Origin of the sequence: Streptomyces bottropensis ATCC 25435 (genome assembly GCF_000383595.1) — a bacterium.
GTDB classification, from domain to species: domain Bacteria; phylum Actinomycetota; class Actinomycetes; order Streptomycetales; family Streptomycetaceae; genus Streptomyces; species Streptomyces bottropensis.
In genome coordinates this window covers 8,506,901-8,522,065 of sequence record NZ_KB911581.1, presented here as the reverse complement: position 1 = coordinate 8,522,065, position 15,165 = coordinate 8,506,901, and the positions used below count along the sequence as shown (strand labels likewise).

Here is a 15,165-nt window from a genome sequence, read left to right as displayed (position 1 = left end):
CCGGGGTGCCCAGGAGCACGGGATGGCGTCAGGTTGCGGCACCGGGTTGCGGTGGGGGCTGCGCTGGGTGTTGCGGTAGAAGTTGCGCGAGCCTTCGCAGCAGCGTCCTGGAGTTCGCCCAGGCCGTCCATGGGCGTACGGCGTGGTTGGACGCTGACATCCCCGTTGCGGCCCCTTCGCCCATGCCGCGGCTGGAGTTGATGGGGGGCGGGATGCGGCGTAGACGCTGCCGGGGATCGGGGCGGGCTCGCCGGTGGTGCGCGCCGGCGGGGCCTCCTCGCCGGCCGTTGTCAGGGTTCGCCGGACGTCGCCGAACTGACTCCCCTTCGTGCCCTGCCACGGGTCGAGGGCTGCCACCTCATGGGTGGCAGCCCTCGGTTTCAGTACAGGTAACTGGCCCGCATCGCAGCGCGGGTGTGTGCGGGGGTGAGGTCAGCTGGTGCGGCGTCCGGTGCCGGACAGCCGGCGAATGAGGATGAAGACGCACCAGACCAGCAGGACGTTGACCACTGCGCCGCCGGTCAGGTAGATCATCGGGCCGAAGGGGTTCGCGTCCTGTGGGACGGTCCCGCTGCCGCCCAGCGCCCAGTTCAACGGGATGACGACAAGAGCGCTCACCAGCAGAGAGCCGGGGAATGACAGGAAGTACAGCAGGGCGAGGTATCCGTCGCCTTCGGCTCCGGTGATTCCCCGGACCAGACCGGCCAGGGTGATCAGACCGATGTAGGAGGTCGCCACCATCGGGGCCCATTTGCGCGGATGTTTGCGTGCCTTTGCGGGGGCCGTTTTAGTCATGGTGGTCGTCTTTCGCAGTGAGGGGGGTTGCACGATGGGTCAGGTGGGACGGGGCCCGCGTCTCGTGGCCGCGGGCCCGGTAGAGCTCCATGACTGAACAGTTCTTGTCACGGAACCGCCAGCAGGAGCTCGGTGGATCAGAACTTCTTCTTCACGAGCTTTCTCAGGTTGCTCCCGAGCTTGTCCCAGTACGGTGCGGCCGCGGCCTCGGAGCAGCTACGTCCGCAGATAGCCGCGACACCGCCGAGGTGGCCTCGGACCTCCAGTTTCATGCGGCCCTTCTTCTTGTAGAGGTCGAAGCCGATCCAGCCGCCCGGCCAGTCGGGGTGCCCCTTTCGGGCACCGAGCTGCAGGTAGCTCTTGCCGATGCTGTTGACGTTCATCGGGAAGTACATGGAGATACCTTGAACCACGGGCCAGAGCGTAAAGTCCTGGCCCTCCTTCGTGATCTTGTCGGGACGGCCCGGGATCGGGAAGATCGCCTTGAAGTGGCTCTTCCAATACCTGAAGACCTTCGCGCTGGAAGCCTTCGTCTTGCCCAGGTCGTAGTAGCGGTAGTAGTCGGCGAGGCCGCTGAGGTCACGACAGCCCACCGGGTCCGCACTGCAGTAGGCGTAGGCGTTGGCGCCGCCCGCGTACTGCGGGTCCGTCTGCAGAAAACGGCCGGTGGAGGAGTCGTAGACCCGCACGCCTGTCAGCGTCAGGCCGCTGAGGGTCTCGCTGGAGATCTGCGAAGCGCCGAGCCAGCCGTAGCGGGTTGGGCCGGTGCCGTCCTGGGCGACGCCGTACTCGTCGTAGCGCTGCGCACTCGAGTTCGCCGGGGTGTCGAGGTCGAGGCGGACCGAGACATCCCCGTGCAGGTTGGACAACTGGAGTACCACGCCGCCCGAGGCCGAGGTGGTGGCTCCGAGCGCACCGGAGACGTCGTTGACGAACCGGGTCATGGTGCCGTCGCTGTGCTCGGCCCAGTCCGGGTTGCCAGAGCTGTCGCCATAGTGCTGTGTCAGGGTGCCCGTTGTGGTCCAGGTTCCGTCCGTGCCGCGGCTCTGTGTGGTGGCGACGGCCATGCGGCCGACGCCGTCGAGGGCCCAGGTGCGACGCTGGTCGTCCTTGGTCTCTGTGCGGAGCAGATCGCCGGTGTAGTAGTCGAGCGTGACCCCGTCCTTGCCGGTGGTGCGGCCGAACGCGTCATAGGAACGGCCGGAGCCGACCAGACGGTCCGCGCTGTCGTAGTTGTACGAGGTCTGCTCCGTGACCGCGTCCGACGTGGCAGTGTCGCAGTCGTCGCTGGTGACGGTCCGCGATGTGCGGTTGCGGTTGCCGTCGAAGGCGTAGGTGCGGGTGGTGCAGCCGGCCGCGGCGGTGTCGGCGGCCTTGGTGAGGCGTCCGACAGCGTCGTAGCGGTAGTCGGTGGACACGGTCGTGCCGTCGGTCTGGGTGTGGCCGACCTGTTGGCCGGTGATGGCGTACTCGGCGACGTCCGCGACGACGAGGGTGCCGTCCGCTGCGGTGTACTCCCGGGCGGCCGGCCTGCCCAGTGTGTCGGTAGTGATCCTGAGTTTGTAGCCGCCTGGCAGGCTCTGTGAGACGAGCGCCCCGTCCGCGTTGTAGTCGGCGGTGAAGGTGCCTGCGACCGAGTCCTTCACGGTCGCCAGCTCACCGCCGGTCGTGTAGCTGTAGTCGGTGCGGGCGCCCGTGGAGTTGGCCGACTTCACCGGACGGTCGAGATCGTCGTATTCGGTCGTCGTGGTGTTGCCGGAGCCGTCCTTGTAGGAGATCAGACGGCCCAGCGAGTCGTACCCGTAGGACACCGTCTTTCCGCCGCTGGACTGTGTGAGCGTCTTTCCTGTTTCGGTGTCGAAGGTGTAGGAGGTCGCCGGGACTTCGGTCCCTGTTCCCCCGGTGATGCTCGCCGACATACGGCGGCCGGCGTCGTCGTAGGTGACGGCACTGGTGCGCGTGACGCCGTTGGCGGTGACGGCGGTGGACGTGACACCGCCCCAACGGTTGTACTGGTAGGTGGTCGTGGCCAGCTGATCCGGGTTGCTGCCGCCGCCGGTGACGGCACCCGCGGGAGCCGTCTTGCACAGCAGACCGGCCCACTCGGGCCGGTCCGCGCAGACTCCGGTGCCGCCCTCGGTGTAGTACGTGTACAGCAGGGTTCCCGCGTCGCTGCCCGAGGAAGCGGGGAGGCTGGTGGACTCCAACCTGCCGTCCTCACGGTACGTGGAGCGGGTGGCCCCCAGCTGGTTGCCGCTGCCGTCCTTCGTGGCGATCTCCTCGCCTGTACTCCAGTCGTACGTGGTAGCCGTGGAACGGACGTCGGCGTCGTTGGCGTAGCCCTCGATCGCCGCGCCGGTGCTGGTGGAGGTGACCTGCCCGGAGACGGCGGCGCCGTCCGGACGCCCCTCGTCGTGGTGGTAGACCGTGTGCTCACGGGCCGCGACCAGTGAGCCCCCAGGCAGCGCCGGGCTTCCTCCGGAGGCTGTCACGTCGCCGGTCAGCGCCACCTGGTGCAGCGGCCCGTAGGTCTGGGTAACGCGTTCCCCGTCGGCCGAGTAGACGGTGCGGTGGGACAGGCGCTCGGCGCGTTCTCTGGTGGAGAGACCGGTGAGATTCAGTGTCGAGAGCTGTGCGTCGGCGGCCGGCCCCGTGCCGAGGGCGAGTTCCCGGTTGGCGGCGCTCAGCGTGCTCACGGTGTTGCCGTGGGCGTCGTACTCGGTGAGGGACAGGCCGCCGCCCGCGGCCGCGGTGTTGGTCGCCCGCCCGTTGGCGTCGATGTAGGTGATGTTCGCGCGGCTGTAGGCGGCGGCAGACAGGTCCGCGCCGGTGGAGGAGTTGGGAACGGAGTCGGCCGGGAAGACGGCCGTGGCGTCTGCCGGGACCTCGTCCTGCCCCCAGTCGTTCACCGTAGCGGCGCCCATCTGGTTCGGCGCCTTGGTGCCGGTGAGCGCTACGTCGTAGACGACTGTGCTGGTGGCCGTGGAGTCTGGGGTGTCGGCAGTGCCCTGCGCGAGGGTCGGACGGGTCACCTTGAGCAGCATCCCCTCACCTGCGGTGAGGGAGGATCCCGCCTTGCCGTAGTGGAAGTTCCAGGGTTTGTCTGAGCCTGGTCTCAGCGAGGAGATCCGGTCGGCCGAATCGTAGGAGTACTGGACCTGGGTGGCCTGTGAATCGTGCGGGTTCCACTGCTGGCGCAGTCGGCCGCCCTTGTCGTAGCGATAGACGGACAGTGCTTCGGAACGCGCCGTCGACGCGGCGGGGTCGGTGGCCCACAGCTTGATCTCCTTCACCTGGCCGGTGAAGTCTCCGAAGTCCCCGGCTGTCGTGTAGCCGGTCGCGGTAGTGGTGGCCGCGTAGACGAACTCGACCACACGGCAGCCGCGAGTGCTGGGCGTTGCCTGGCAGGTCGCTGAGGAAACCGCTTCGGTCGGGGAGATCAGGTACTTCGGTCGGGCGACCTTCCCGGTGCCCTCGGGGACCGTCTCGGCAACGACGGTGACCGTCGAGTCGTCCACGGCTGCGGCTGAGGAGGCGAGGGTCCACGTGGTGGTGCCGGGACCGGCCTTCGTGAATACGGTGGTGGTGGCGTCGGTGTCCTTCAGCGTGAAGGTGTCATCAGTCAGCGAGCCGGTCAGCTTGAGTGTGCCGGCGCCGGCCTCCGGGCTCCAGCCGCCGGCAGGGGTGGCGGTGAAGGCGGTGGACCCGCCGTCGGCATCGAGGATCTCGACGGAGGTCGACGAGGTCTTGCGGAGCTGGGTATAGCCGCTGCCGGCCGTCTCGGCGCTGACGGACGAAACCCAGCCGGGGCCGAAGATGTCGGCCTGGCCCTCGGAGTCGTCCGGGTTGGCTCGCGAGGACGCGGTTCGGTTGACCGAGACCTCGAAGGCGGAGACGTCCTTGGCTCCGAGCTTGTAGTCACCGGTGAGGAGGTTCACCGAGCCCGGGCCGACCTGCGCGGTCGGCGCCTCACCGGCGTTGCGGTCGATCACGACCGATGTCTCGGGGGAGGCGTCGGTGGTGGTGCCGTCGGTGAAGACGGCTCGGACATCGATGGGTCCGTCGTTGGGGAGGGTTTCGGTGACGTTCCACCAGAGCGAGGCGGGTTTGCCGTTGGTCACCGCGACGGGCCAGCCGGAGACCGCGGTGTTGTCCGAGCTGCGGCGGACGTCCGCGAGCGGCACGTCTTTCCACGTGTCGTCGGCCTCACCGTGACGGTACTGGTAGCGCACGCCGGTGTACTCCGTACGGCCCTGGGCTGCCAGGATGGCGCGGCGCGCCGGCCGGTCGCCCTCGGCCGGAGAGGTCAGGGCAGCGCCCTTGCCCGCCGCGAAGGAGTAACTCGCCTCTGTGGAGACGTTGGCCGCCGCATCCCGGGTGCGAGCGGTGACCGTGTGCTGGCCGGCCTTGAAGGTCAGTGTCCTGGTCACGGCCGCACCGGTGGTGGCGACGGTCGTCCATGCACCGCCGTCGAGCCTGTACTGGACATCCTTCACATCCGTGGCGGGCGGGGCGAAGGTGAAGGAGCCGGAAAAGTCTCCGTCGGAGTCAGGGGTGCCGGACCACTGAGCGGAGGGGAAGTCGGTGGAGGAGACCTCGGTCCCGGCGGGCTTGGTTGTGTCGACCGTGAAGGGCTGCCAGGCCGACCAGGTCCCGTTCCACGCACTGCCGTCGTAGACGTTGGCACGCCACTTGTAGCTGCCGGGGGCGAGCGCTGTGCCCGGGGTCCAGGGTGCGGCCACACCGGAGGCGGTGTAGGCGGACGTGCCGGTCTGGAGGGCGGACGTGCCGGTGGAGGTCCAGATCTCGTACGTGAGCCGGACGGTGTTTCCGTCGGCGTCCATGGCCTTGCCGGTCAGAGTCGGCGTGGTGTCGTTGATCGCCGCCCCGCTGAGGGGTGAGATCGGGACGGCGGCGCCGGGCTTGGTGTTGTAGACGACTGTCAGCGACGGCTCAAGGCTCGCGTTGTGGGCGCCGTCGGTCTGGTTGGCGGAGTGATAGCGCCGCCAGGTCAGCGGGTCGGTCTCGTCCACGGCGCCGATGCGCAGACCGTGATTGGGCTGGCCGTCGGCCCATGCCTGGACGATGGTGTCGATGTCCCAGGAGACATGCCCGGCGGGGCAGGAGGAGCTGTGGCCCTTGGCGGCGGTGGAGGTCACCGCTCCGGTCGTGGTGGTGGCGGGCTGGCTGGACCACGTGATCGCCGAGGGGTCCCAGTCGGCGGTGATACGGCGGACCTGGTTGCCGGAGTTGTCGGTGGAGCAGGTCGACGAGTAGTACGAGTACAGGCGCAGGTCCGTATCGAGGATCTGCTTGCCCTTGTACTTGTCGACGTTGAACTTCAGGAACGAACGGGCCTTCTCGCTGCCGTTGTACGTGCCTGCCTTCAGCTCGGCTGATCCGCGCTGGGAGGTGAGGTAGTCGTCGTACTGAACCCAGGTGTCAGTGACCGGTCCCATGAGCGAGTCGGTGGGGTCGATCGTGACCGGATAGGTCAACTCCGGGTTGTCGAGGAACGACTTGCCCGGCTTGAGAACGAGGACCTGCCCCTCGCCGTCTTCGCCTGCCTGGATGTCGACGTCGACCGGCGCGATGTGCCGGGAGTCGCCGGAGGCACGATCGAACGAGGAGTCCCACATGACCGGGGCGGGCGCGGTCGCCTTGGCCGCGCCTTTGGTGTCCTCCCAGCGCATGCCCTGGGAGGCGGTTTCGGTCAGCTTCAGTCCGGTTGCCTCCACAGGAATCCGGTACTCCACGGGGCCTTTGGGCCGTTCGTGGAGGATGACGGAGTGGGAGAAACCTTCCTTCAGCGCGGTGACCACGAGGTCGCCGCCCCCCGCGACGGCGTCCTTGTAGGTCGCGGTCGCACCCTTCAGCTCCGGCTTCGGCAGATCGCCGGTCCAGCCGATGCCCAGGGCGTGTTTGCCGCGCTCCACCTCGACAAGAGGTTCTGCGGAAGTGCCGTCCGACAACGACACGTCGGCGGCAGCCTGCTTGGGACGGATCTTGTCACCCGAGTCCACCAGTGTGGTGTCGATGTCCTGCCAGCGGCCCTTGGCGTCCTTGGCGCGAATGGGTCCGGTGAACGTCTGCACCGACGTCGTGCCGTCGGGCTGGGCGTAGGTCGTGGTGGACTCGGTGCGCTCGTCGAGAATCTCGATGCGGCGGCTCTGCAGCCGTGCCAACAGGTGCGCTGTGATTGCGTCCTGGGCCTCAGGGGCGCCGAGTGAAGGCTTGGCTGCGGGGGAGTTCGCGGGTCCCGGTGCCGCAATCGCCTGGCCAGTGGCCTGCGTGAAGAGCATGGCCTGTGTGGCAAGGGCGGCAGTCGCCGTGGCGGCTGTGACTCTCATCCACCAGGCAGGGCGGGTTCCACCGGTCGACGGAAGGCCGTCTTCCGGCTGGGATATTGGGGGTTGGTTCAGCAACGTGATCCTTGCGTGAGTGCAGAGACAAACGCCCAACCTTGACATTTTTCTTACAACATCAACAAGTGTCTTCCTTGTGTGCGTTACGAAAGTGCGATCGCTCGGCTTCGTGCCAGCAGTGGTGCGAGTCGGTGGTGACGTTCTGCGGTGGAGCACTACGGGGCTGATCAGCGGTAGTTCACGGGGGGCGGGTCGATGCCGTGAGATGAGAGATTGAGGGGCGGGACGACCACCGCGCGGACGTGCGCGTCTGCACGCATCCGGCTCTCCTCTGCGGCAGCGACACGGGCCCGGAACACGGCCGGCCCTGGTACCGCTTCATGGATGCTCACCAGCATCGCTCCGCACGTACCGACGCCTACGGCGGCATCGGCTTGCGCGGAGTGGGCCATGGTGATGTCAGAGCCTCAAGGACCAGCCGCCGATGGACCCCATAGCGACGGGAGAGCTCATGGATCGACAGCTTTTCCGTACGAGAGCCCCCGCGGATCGCCGCGAAAGGCCCGACCTTGGATCTCGGGCCGTCGATCCGGGCCCCCTGCCTATCGGAAGCACATCAATGCTCCCACCGCAAGACTGCCCCTGGGCGACTGCGGCGTGCAAGGAACCTCGATCACTTCAGAGCAGTGCGGCGGGGTGCGCAGTGTTCCCCGCCGCAGGGCCGATATCGGTGTGTGCGGCTACTTCGGCTGGGCCGCTTCCAGGAGCTGCTTCACCGCGGCTGCGTTCTTGCCGTGGGCTTCCTTCTCCAGGCCCTGAAGTTCACCGGCGGTTTCGCCGGTGCCGACCTTCCCGTTGTCGTAGGGCATCGCGTGCGAGGTGGCGCCCCACTTGCCGTCATCGCCCTTCACCAGCAGGGCGATGTACTTGTGGCCCTCCTCGTAGCGGGGCTCGCCCTGCCAGGCGAACTCCCGCTCGCTGCCGCCCTCCCACCACCAGCCCGGGAGCTCGACCGGGTAGGTCTGCGGCGCGGCCTCGGCACCGGGCTTGGACCACAGCACCTGATCGACCTTCATCGTCGCGGTGCGCGGGATGTGCCCCTCGCCGTTGTCCTTCTCGTCCTCCGGCACGGCACCCTTGCGTTCACTGCCGGGCACCATCTCGATCACGACGGCGTGGTCGCCGTGCGTGACCCAGTCGGACGCGGTCAGGGTCGGGAACCCCTCCATCATGTGGGCCGTGACTGCCAGCGGCCCCTCGTCACCGCCATTGGCGGTGGCAACACCGGCGAAAGTCCCACCCGCCACGGCAGCCACCGCGACAGCAAGAGCAGTCAAACGCCCGCGCCGGGTCGCGGGCAGCCACCGCCGGCCCGCAGCAGGCTGGTCACTCTTCACACGAAACACGAAACGGCTTCCCCTCATATGGTCTGGTACAGCCCGACGCCTCGACGGCCGCTCTCGTAGCTGCCGTCGTCGACAGCCCTCATCGCTCTTGGGCCCCATCCTGCGACGGCATGGGTTACAGAGGCCGAACGGGCGCTGTCATTTCACTGTTAGGCGCCGCCGCTTAGCCTGGTCACAGGGCCTTGGCCGGGACGTCCCTGGTTCAGACCGCAGGAAGGGAGCAGACATATGAAGTGGGGACCACCCCGACGGTTGGCGAGCTTGACCGCCAGGCTCGGCCTGCGCCGTGGCACCGCCCGTGCACGCTTCACCGCCTTGTACGTCACGCTGTTCCTGCTCTCCGGAACGGCACTGCTCGTCATCGCGGCCGTGGGCGGATCGCTCTCCAGCCCCGCTGCACCCGACGGCGGCACGATTTGGCCTGACAGGGCGTCAAGTGCCCAGGCCCGCATCGACGAGCTGGAGCAGCAACTGGCTCAGGCACATGACATCCAGACCAAGGAGATCCTGATCGGGTCCGCCATCGCGCTTGGCGTCATGACGGTGGTCTCGGTCGGTCTCGGCTGGTTCCTCGCAGGCCGGGTACTGCGCCCGCTGCGCGTGATGACAGCGGCCACTCGCCGGATCACCGCTGACAGCCTGCACGAACGCCTGGCGATCGGCGGCCCTGTCGACGAGGTGAAGGATCTCGCCGACACCATCGACGACCTCCTCGGCCGCCTGGAGCGCTCCTTCGAGGCACAGCGTCTCTTCGTCGCCAACGCGTCCCACGAACTGCGCACTCCGCTCACCACGATGCGGGCCTCCCTGGACGTGGCCCTTGCCAAGCCGGGCCCCGTGCCTGGGACCATGGCCACGCTGGCCGCCCGGATGCGTGCTGAACTCGACCAGGTGGACCTGCTGTTGGAGAGCCTCCTCGTCCTGGCGCGCGCCCAGCACGGCGAGTTCACCGACTCGGGGCGGCTCGCCCTCGGTCGGCTCACACAGGACGCCCTGGCCAGGCGAGCAGGGGACATCGCGGCCAAGGGCCTTGCCGTGCGCGAAACCCGAATCGACGGCTCCGCGTGGGTGTGGGGGAGCCGGACACTGCTGCGCCGCGCGGCCGACAACGTGATCGACAACGCGATCGCGCACAACGACTCAGGGGGCTGGATCGGAGCTGCGGTACGGGCCGAAGAAGGTGAAGAGGACGGCGGGAGCGCAGTGTCCCTCGTCGTCGAGTCCAGCGGTCCGGTCCTGGACCAGCAGCGGGTGGCGGACCTCGCGCAGCCCTTCCGCCGCCTCGGCGCAGACCGGACCAGCACCGGCCGGGGCAGCGGCCTCGGCCTGTCCATCGTCGCGGCCATCACCGCGGCCCATCACGGCACCCTGGACTTGCACGCCCGTCCCGACGGCGGCCTGCGCGTCACCGTCACCCTCCCCCGCACGGACGACAGGACGGCAAAGGCCCCCAACGCAGAAAGAGACGTGGCCCGTTGAGAGTCCTGGTGGTCGAGGACGCCCGCCCCCTCGCCGAGGTCATCGCCGAGGGACTGCGCGACCAGGGCATGGCCGTGGACGTGGCCTACGACGGGCTCGACGCCGCGGCCAAACTTGACACCAATGCATACGACGTCGTCGTGCTCGACCGCGACCTGCCCGGCATCCACGGCGACACTCTCTGCCAGATGATCATCGAGCGGGAAAGCCGCGTGATGGTGCTGATGCTGACCGCCGCCGACTCGCCCGGCGACCGCGTCAGCGGCTTGGCCCTGGGCGCCGACGACTACCTTGCCAAACCCTTCCACTTCCCCGAACTTGTCCTGCGCATCCGCGCCCTGGGCCGCCGTCGCCCCGCTGCCCGGTCCCGCACCCTGCGCACGGCGGGCATCGAACTCGACTTGCTGGGCCGTACGGCCGCACGCGACGGCTGCCACCTCGACCTCTCCGTGAAGGAGTTCGCGGTACTCGAAGCCCTCCTGAGCGCGAGCCCTGCCTTCCTCAGCGCGGAGGACCTCCTCGAACAGGTCTGGGACGAGCACGCCGACCCGTTCACCAACACCGTCACGGTGACCATCAGCCGCCTGCGCCGCAAACTCGGCGACCCGCCTGTCATCGCCACCACGCCCGGCGTGGGTTACCGGATCGTCGGCCCAGCTGCACCACCCGACTGAGCAGCCAGCAGGCGCAGGCGGCCCACCAGCTGCGGCTGGGGTCTCGCCGGAGCGGGACCCCAGCGGCCCCCATAGGTTCGCCAGAAGTACGCGGCCTGGACGGTAGTGCAGAGTGACCGCGACCGGGGTGAGGAGCCTGCTCGGGTGTCCTCAAGGGTGGTGCGGCGGGGTGCGCAGTGTTCCCCGCCGCAGGGCCGATATCGGTGTGTGCGGCTACTTCGCCGGCTGGGCCGCTTCCAGGAGCTGCTTCACCACGGCCGCGCTCTTGCCGTGGGCTTCCTCCTCCAGACCCTGAGGTTCATCGGCGCTGTGGACGGATCTGCTCATCGCGGCGGTTTCGCCGGTGGTGGTCTTCCCGTCGCTTTCGCCGGTGCCGACCTTCCCGTCGTCGTAGGGCATCGCGTGCAGGGTCGCGTTCCACTTGCCGTCATCGCCCTTCACCAGCAGGGCGATGTACTTGTGGCCCTCCTCGTAGCGGGGCTCGCCCTTCCAGGCGAACTCCCGCTCGCTGTCGCCCTCCCACCACCAGCCCGGGAGCTCGACCGGGTAGGTCTGCGGCGCGGCCTCGGCACCGGGCTTGGACCACAGCACCTGATCGACCTTCATCGTCGCGGTGCGCGGGATGTGCCCCTCGCCGTTGTCCTTCTTGTCCTCCGGCACGGCACCCTTGCGTTCACTGCCGGGTACCATCTCGATCACGACGGCGTGGTCGCCGTGCGTGACCCAGTCGGACGCGGTCAGGGTCGGGAACCCCTCCATCATGTGGGCCGTGACTGCCAGCGGCCCCTCGTCACCGCCATTGGCGGTGGCAACACCGGCGAAAGTCCCACCCGCCACGGCAGCCACCGCGACAGCAAGAGCAGTCAAACGCCCGCGCCGGGTCGCGGGCAGCCACCGCCGGCCCGCAGCAGGCTGGTCACTCTTCACACGAAACACGAAACGGCTTCCCTTCACGTGGTCTGGTACAGCCCGACGCCTCGACGGCCCGCCCGGCAGAATCGGCTCCCGCAGCAGGGCCGGTCACGGCTTGACGTAGACATCGTTGATCTGGCCGACGTTGTGCGACCCGAGATTCGTCCGGGAAATCAACTGCTCAACGGTGCCACCCGTGCGCATGCAGCCCAGGTCGCTGTCCCAATAGTCTTGCGCGGGTGAGGCCTCGCCCCCGTGGGTGAGGCCGACGGCATGCCCGGTTTCGTGGCAGACAACGGCCTTCCAGGGGTTCGCCGACCCGTCACCCATGTTGTCGAAGCTGATGTAGTGCTGGTCGCACTCGTACTCGCTCGCGGCGTCATTGCACCAGGTCTGGCCGTAGACACCGCCGGGAAGAGGCGGGTCGTTCCAGTCGAAGATGATGTCCGTCTCGGACGAGCCGTCGTACTGGATTTCACTGCCCGTGTGCTCGTGCCGTTCGAGATCGGTGGGCCCGTACTCGTCCCGTAGCACTTCGCGCACATCGTTGTCGCCGGCGGTGGTCATGCCCGCCTCGATGCCGAAAGTCAGGTAGCCGTTGTCGGTCCGACAGAAATAGCTGTCGTCCTCACAGTCCCACCACGTGTTGTCGGTCTTGTACATGTTGTCGAAGCTCGCCGCCTGGGCGGTCAGCACAGAGCCGACAAACAGGGCGCCAGCCATGATCATGACAGTGAAGATTTTTCTCGCGCTCCGCTGGAAAAGTACCTGCACGCGTCTACCCCTCCTCAGCTCCGGCCGATTCCACCCCCGGCCGGGTACATACGTTTGACTATATCTTTACAACATCATCTCTCGGCATGGAAGATCATGCTCCAGTTATGAATGACCGTCAGAAACATGATTTAGCAATGTTTGCCCCTTTTTAGTGGGCTGGTTGGCCGCTCTCACACACCACCGCCTCGCCGTTTATGTGAGCTACTACATGTGTCTCATCAACAGCGTCCGGTCCGTCGGCAGATCACCGGCGTGAGTGGTTCCTGAGAGGAGAGAAGGCGCCCGTGCCTCGGCTTCAGGATGGTGGACGGATTCGACGTCAACGAGGTGATCGAAGCGGGATGAGGGTGGTGCCGTGATCGCGGATCTGTGTACGACGAGCCAGGCCCGTTCGGAGAGCTGTCTGGGTCCTGCTGGCCCGGTGGCTGTGCTGGGCCGTGTAGGTGTCCGCGAGGGTCAGCCGTTCATTTTGGCAGGGGACGGGTCGTACGACCTGCAACTGAACCGCTTTCTGCGTGAGCTGCCGAGTTGGGGTGTGCGTGCCGAGAACAGCGTTCTGGGATACGCCCGGGACGTGATGCTTTGCGTCCGGTTCCTGGAGACCTCGCGGCACGGCAAGCCGATTTGGGTGTGCGACGGCGACGATCTGCGGGCTTATAAACGGGTGCGGTTGTGGTGTGGCGGGCCGGGTGCTGTCTCGGTGGGGACGTGGAACCGGTCGGTGGCGGCGCTGGACAAGTGGGTGGCGTGGTCACTGGATGCGGGGCTGCTGAAGCGCGCGCCATTCCGGTACGTCGACAAGGCGGTGATGACACCGGCCGGCCCCCGCCGGGTCCACGTGAACGCCGAGATGGAGCAGGATCCGGAGGACGAGCCGTTGCGGTTTGTGTCCTTCGAGGACTATGAACCGCCGGCGGAGTCGGTGCGGATCAGTGTCCGCCGTCCCCGCGCCGCAGGCGTTGGGCAGGTGATGCGTGAGCAATGCGTGAGCGGACGGCGCGGCAACATATGGATGCAGCGGTAGGCGCGGAGCTGCTTGCAAGCCGCTGATCAGGGAAAACGGGATTTGGTGCGATCAAGCGACACCCGCCATCACAACCCCACCAGCCCTTGTAATGCGTAGGTCGTCGGTTCGAATCCGACAGGGGGCTCTCTTGATGCCCCAGGTCGGATTTCGTCCTACCTGGGGTTTTTGTTGTGGTTCAGGTCGTGGGGGTCCAGCCGTTGTTCGCGTACCAGTACTGGGGCAGGCCCTCGATGCCGGTGGTGCGGAACGGGGTGCCGTGGTCGTCGATGCGTGCGGTGCCTGTGCGGCCCTCGGAGGACCAGTCGAGTTCCAGGTACCAGCGGCAGTCGCAGTCGACGGTGCGGGCGTCGATCATCAGGACCTCGGGAGCCTTCGCGGACACCTGGTAGGGCATGCGGGTGGCCGGGGTGCCCGCTCCGCCCTCGGGGCCCTGGGCCGGGCGGGCGACCGGGCGGTCCATGTCCAGGTCCACCGCGAACGAGCGGGGGTCCAGGTCGCCGCCGCAGCCCTGGCCCGTGAAGTAGACGGTGCCCTTCATCGGGGCCGCCCGGCCCACGACGCGGACGCGCAGGGCCTCCAGGACGACGGCGGTGTCCGTCCGCCCCTGCACGGCGATGTCCACGAGTGTCTGGCCGCCGTGCACCGCGCCCTGCGAACGCGCCCATGGGGCGGCGTCCTGCGGCAGCGGGGGCGGGGGCACCTGGCGGGGTGCCTTGTCGATGACGTAGTCGTGGTCGCAACCGGTCGCCCAGAGCTGTGAGTTCACGGTCCAGGTGAGGGGCGGGGCGGCGGAGACGGCCTTCTTGGCGGGGGAGTCCGCGGAGGGGCTCACGGGTGGGCTCGTGGACGGGGTCGGCGAGCGGTCGGCCGCGGTGGACGCCTTCGGTGCGGGGGTGTGGGACGGCAGGCCGCGTGCGGGGGAGGCGGGCGCGGACGGTGTGGGGGAGCCGTGCCGGGTGCCCGCCGTCTTCGCGGTCGTCGTGGCGGACGTCAGGGCGGACAGGCCGGCCAGGGCGGCTGTCAGCGCGGCCACGACAGCGGCGGCGAGCGCGATGCGGTGCCTGTACCAGGGCTGTCGCGGTACGCGGCCCGATGCCGTGGCTGCCACGGGCGGGGTGCCGGCGGTCGTCGTGGAGACGGGGGCCGGGGGTGCCCCGCCCCCGCCCCCGGACACGATCTCAACGACTTCGACTTCGACTTCGGCTTCGGCTTCGGCTTCGGCTTCGACTTCGGCTCGGGCTCCCGCTTCGGCTGGAGCCGCGGCGGGCTCGGCGGCGGCCGGTGCGGCCGGGGCGGGCGTCGTCCGGGACCGCTGTCGGGCCGCCACGGCCAGGACCCACCGCCGGTGCAGCTCGACCCGTTCGGCCCGGGTGGCCTCGCACAGCGCGGCGATACGTTCCACGGTCGCGAAGCCGTGCGGCACGGCCTCGCCCGAGCAGTACCGGTGCAGCGTCGAGGCGTTCATGTTCAGGTGGCGCGCGAGCGCCGCGTAGCTGCGGTCCGTACGGGCCTTCAGGCGCCGTAGCAGCGCCGCGAACTCCTCCACCTCGTCCTGGGACGACACCGGTTCCTCCTGCCTCGCATCCCAGGACGGCATCCCAGGCACTCTCCAAGAGGAGAGGTCAGCGGGCCTGGGACGGTTCCACCGTTGCGGGTGGGCCGCCGGCCGTTGTGGTGGGTCCGGCGGGCCGCCGAAGCTCTGGGTGTCGCCGGAGCCGCCCTCACCAGGG

9 protein-coding genes are annotated in these 15,165 nt (G+C 68.3%); 3 read left to right on the top strand and 6 right to left on the bottom strand.

All coding sequences use genetic code 11. The features are described 5' to 3' along the window. Window positions 1–432 precede the first annotated feature (432 nt). The 3 genes from STRBO_RS0137690 to STRBO_RS0137680 form a co-directional block, all read right to left on the bottom strand. Window positions 433–741, bottom strand: a complete 309-nt coding sequence (locus STRBO_RS0137690) for a hypothetical protein (RefSeq protein ID WP_005476768.1) — start codon at window positions 739–741, stop codon at window positions 433–435. A gap of 191 nt (window positions 742–932) precedes the next feature. Further along, the gene (locus tag STRBO_RS0137685; RefSeq protein WP_005476767.1) at window positions 933–6,980 is read right to left on the bottom strand and encodes a DNRLRE domain-containing protein; all 6,048 of its coding nucleotides are present in this window, start codon (window positions 6,978–6,980) and stop codon (window positions 933–935) included. 920 nt (window positions 6,981–7,900) lie between these two features. Continuing rightward, window positions 7,901–8,467, bottom strand: a complete 567-nt coding sequence (locus STRBO_RS0137680; protein WP_245170643.1) for a hypothetical protein — start codon at window positions 8,465–8,467, stop codon at window positions 7,901–7,903. A gap of 360 nt (window positions 8,468–8,827) precedes the next feature. Between STRBO_RS0137680 and STRBO_RS0137675 the strand changes: the two genes are divergently transcribed. Together STRBO_RS0137675 and STRBO_RS0137670 are read left to right on the top strand one after the other, a co-directional pair. Continuing rightward, the gene (locus STRBO_RS0137675) at window positions 8,828–10,045 is read left to right on the top strand and encodes a sensor histidine kinase (protein ID WP_005479620.1); all 1,218 of its coding nucleotides are present in this window, start codon (window positions 8,828–8,830) and stop codon (window positions 10,043–10,045) included. Continuing rightward, the gene (locus STRBO_RS0137670) at window positions 10,042–10,719 is read left to right on the top strand and encodes a response regulator transcription factor (protein ID WP_202499966.1); all 678 of its coding nucleotides are present in this window, start codon (window positions 10,042–10,044) and stop codon (window positions 10,717–10,719) included. The genes STRBO_RS0137675 and STRBO_RS0137670 overlap by 4 nt, the downstream gene beginning before the upstream one ends. A gap of 213 nt (window positions 10,720–10,932) precedes the next feature. Here the strand turns inward: STRBO_RS0137670 and STRBO_RS0137665 are convergent, their stop codons facing one another. Then, complete coding sequence (locus STRBO_RS0137665) at window positions 10,933–11,556, bottom strand: hypothetical protein (protein WP_245170642.1); 624 nt, start codon at window positions 11,554–11,556, stop codon at window positions 10,933–10,935. Window positions 11,557–11,739: 183 nt separating this feature from the next. Further along, window positions 11,740–12,405, bottom strand: coding sequence for a hypothetical protein (locus STRBO_RS0137660; RefSeq protein WP_005486370.1), 666 nt, complete (start codon window positions 12,403–12,405; stop codon window positions 11,740–11,742). A gap of 358 nt (window positions 12,406–12,763) precedes the next feature. Between STRBO_RS0137660 and STRBO_RS0137655 the strand changes: the two genes are divergently transcribed. After that, window positions 12,764–13,432 carry a site-specific integrase gene (locus tag STRBO_RS0137655; protein WP_005486367.1) on the top strand — a complete coding sequence of 223 codons (669 nt, stop codon included), beginning with the start codon at window positions 12,764–12,766 and terminating at the stop codon, window positions 13,430–13,432. Window positions 13,433–13,610: 178 nt separating this feature from the next. On the opposite strand, the gene STRBO_RS0137650 is transcribed toward STRBO_RS0137655, so the two are convergent. Continuing rightward, on the bottom strand, window positions 13,611–14,999 hold the full coding sequence (locus STRBO_RS0137650) for a helix-turn-helix domain-containing protein (protein WP_005486365.1): 1,389 nt from the start codon (window positions 14,997–14,999) through the stop codon (window positions 13,611–13,613). Window positions 15,000–15,165 lie beyond the last annotated feature (166 nt).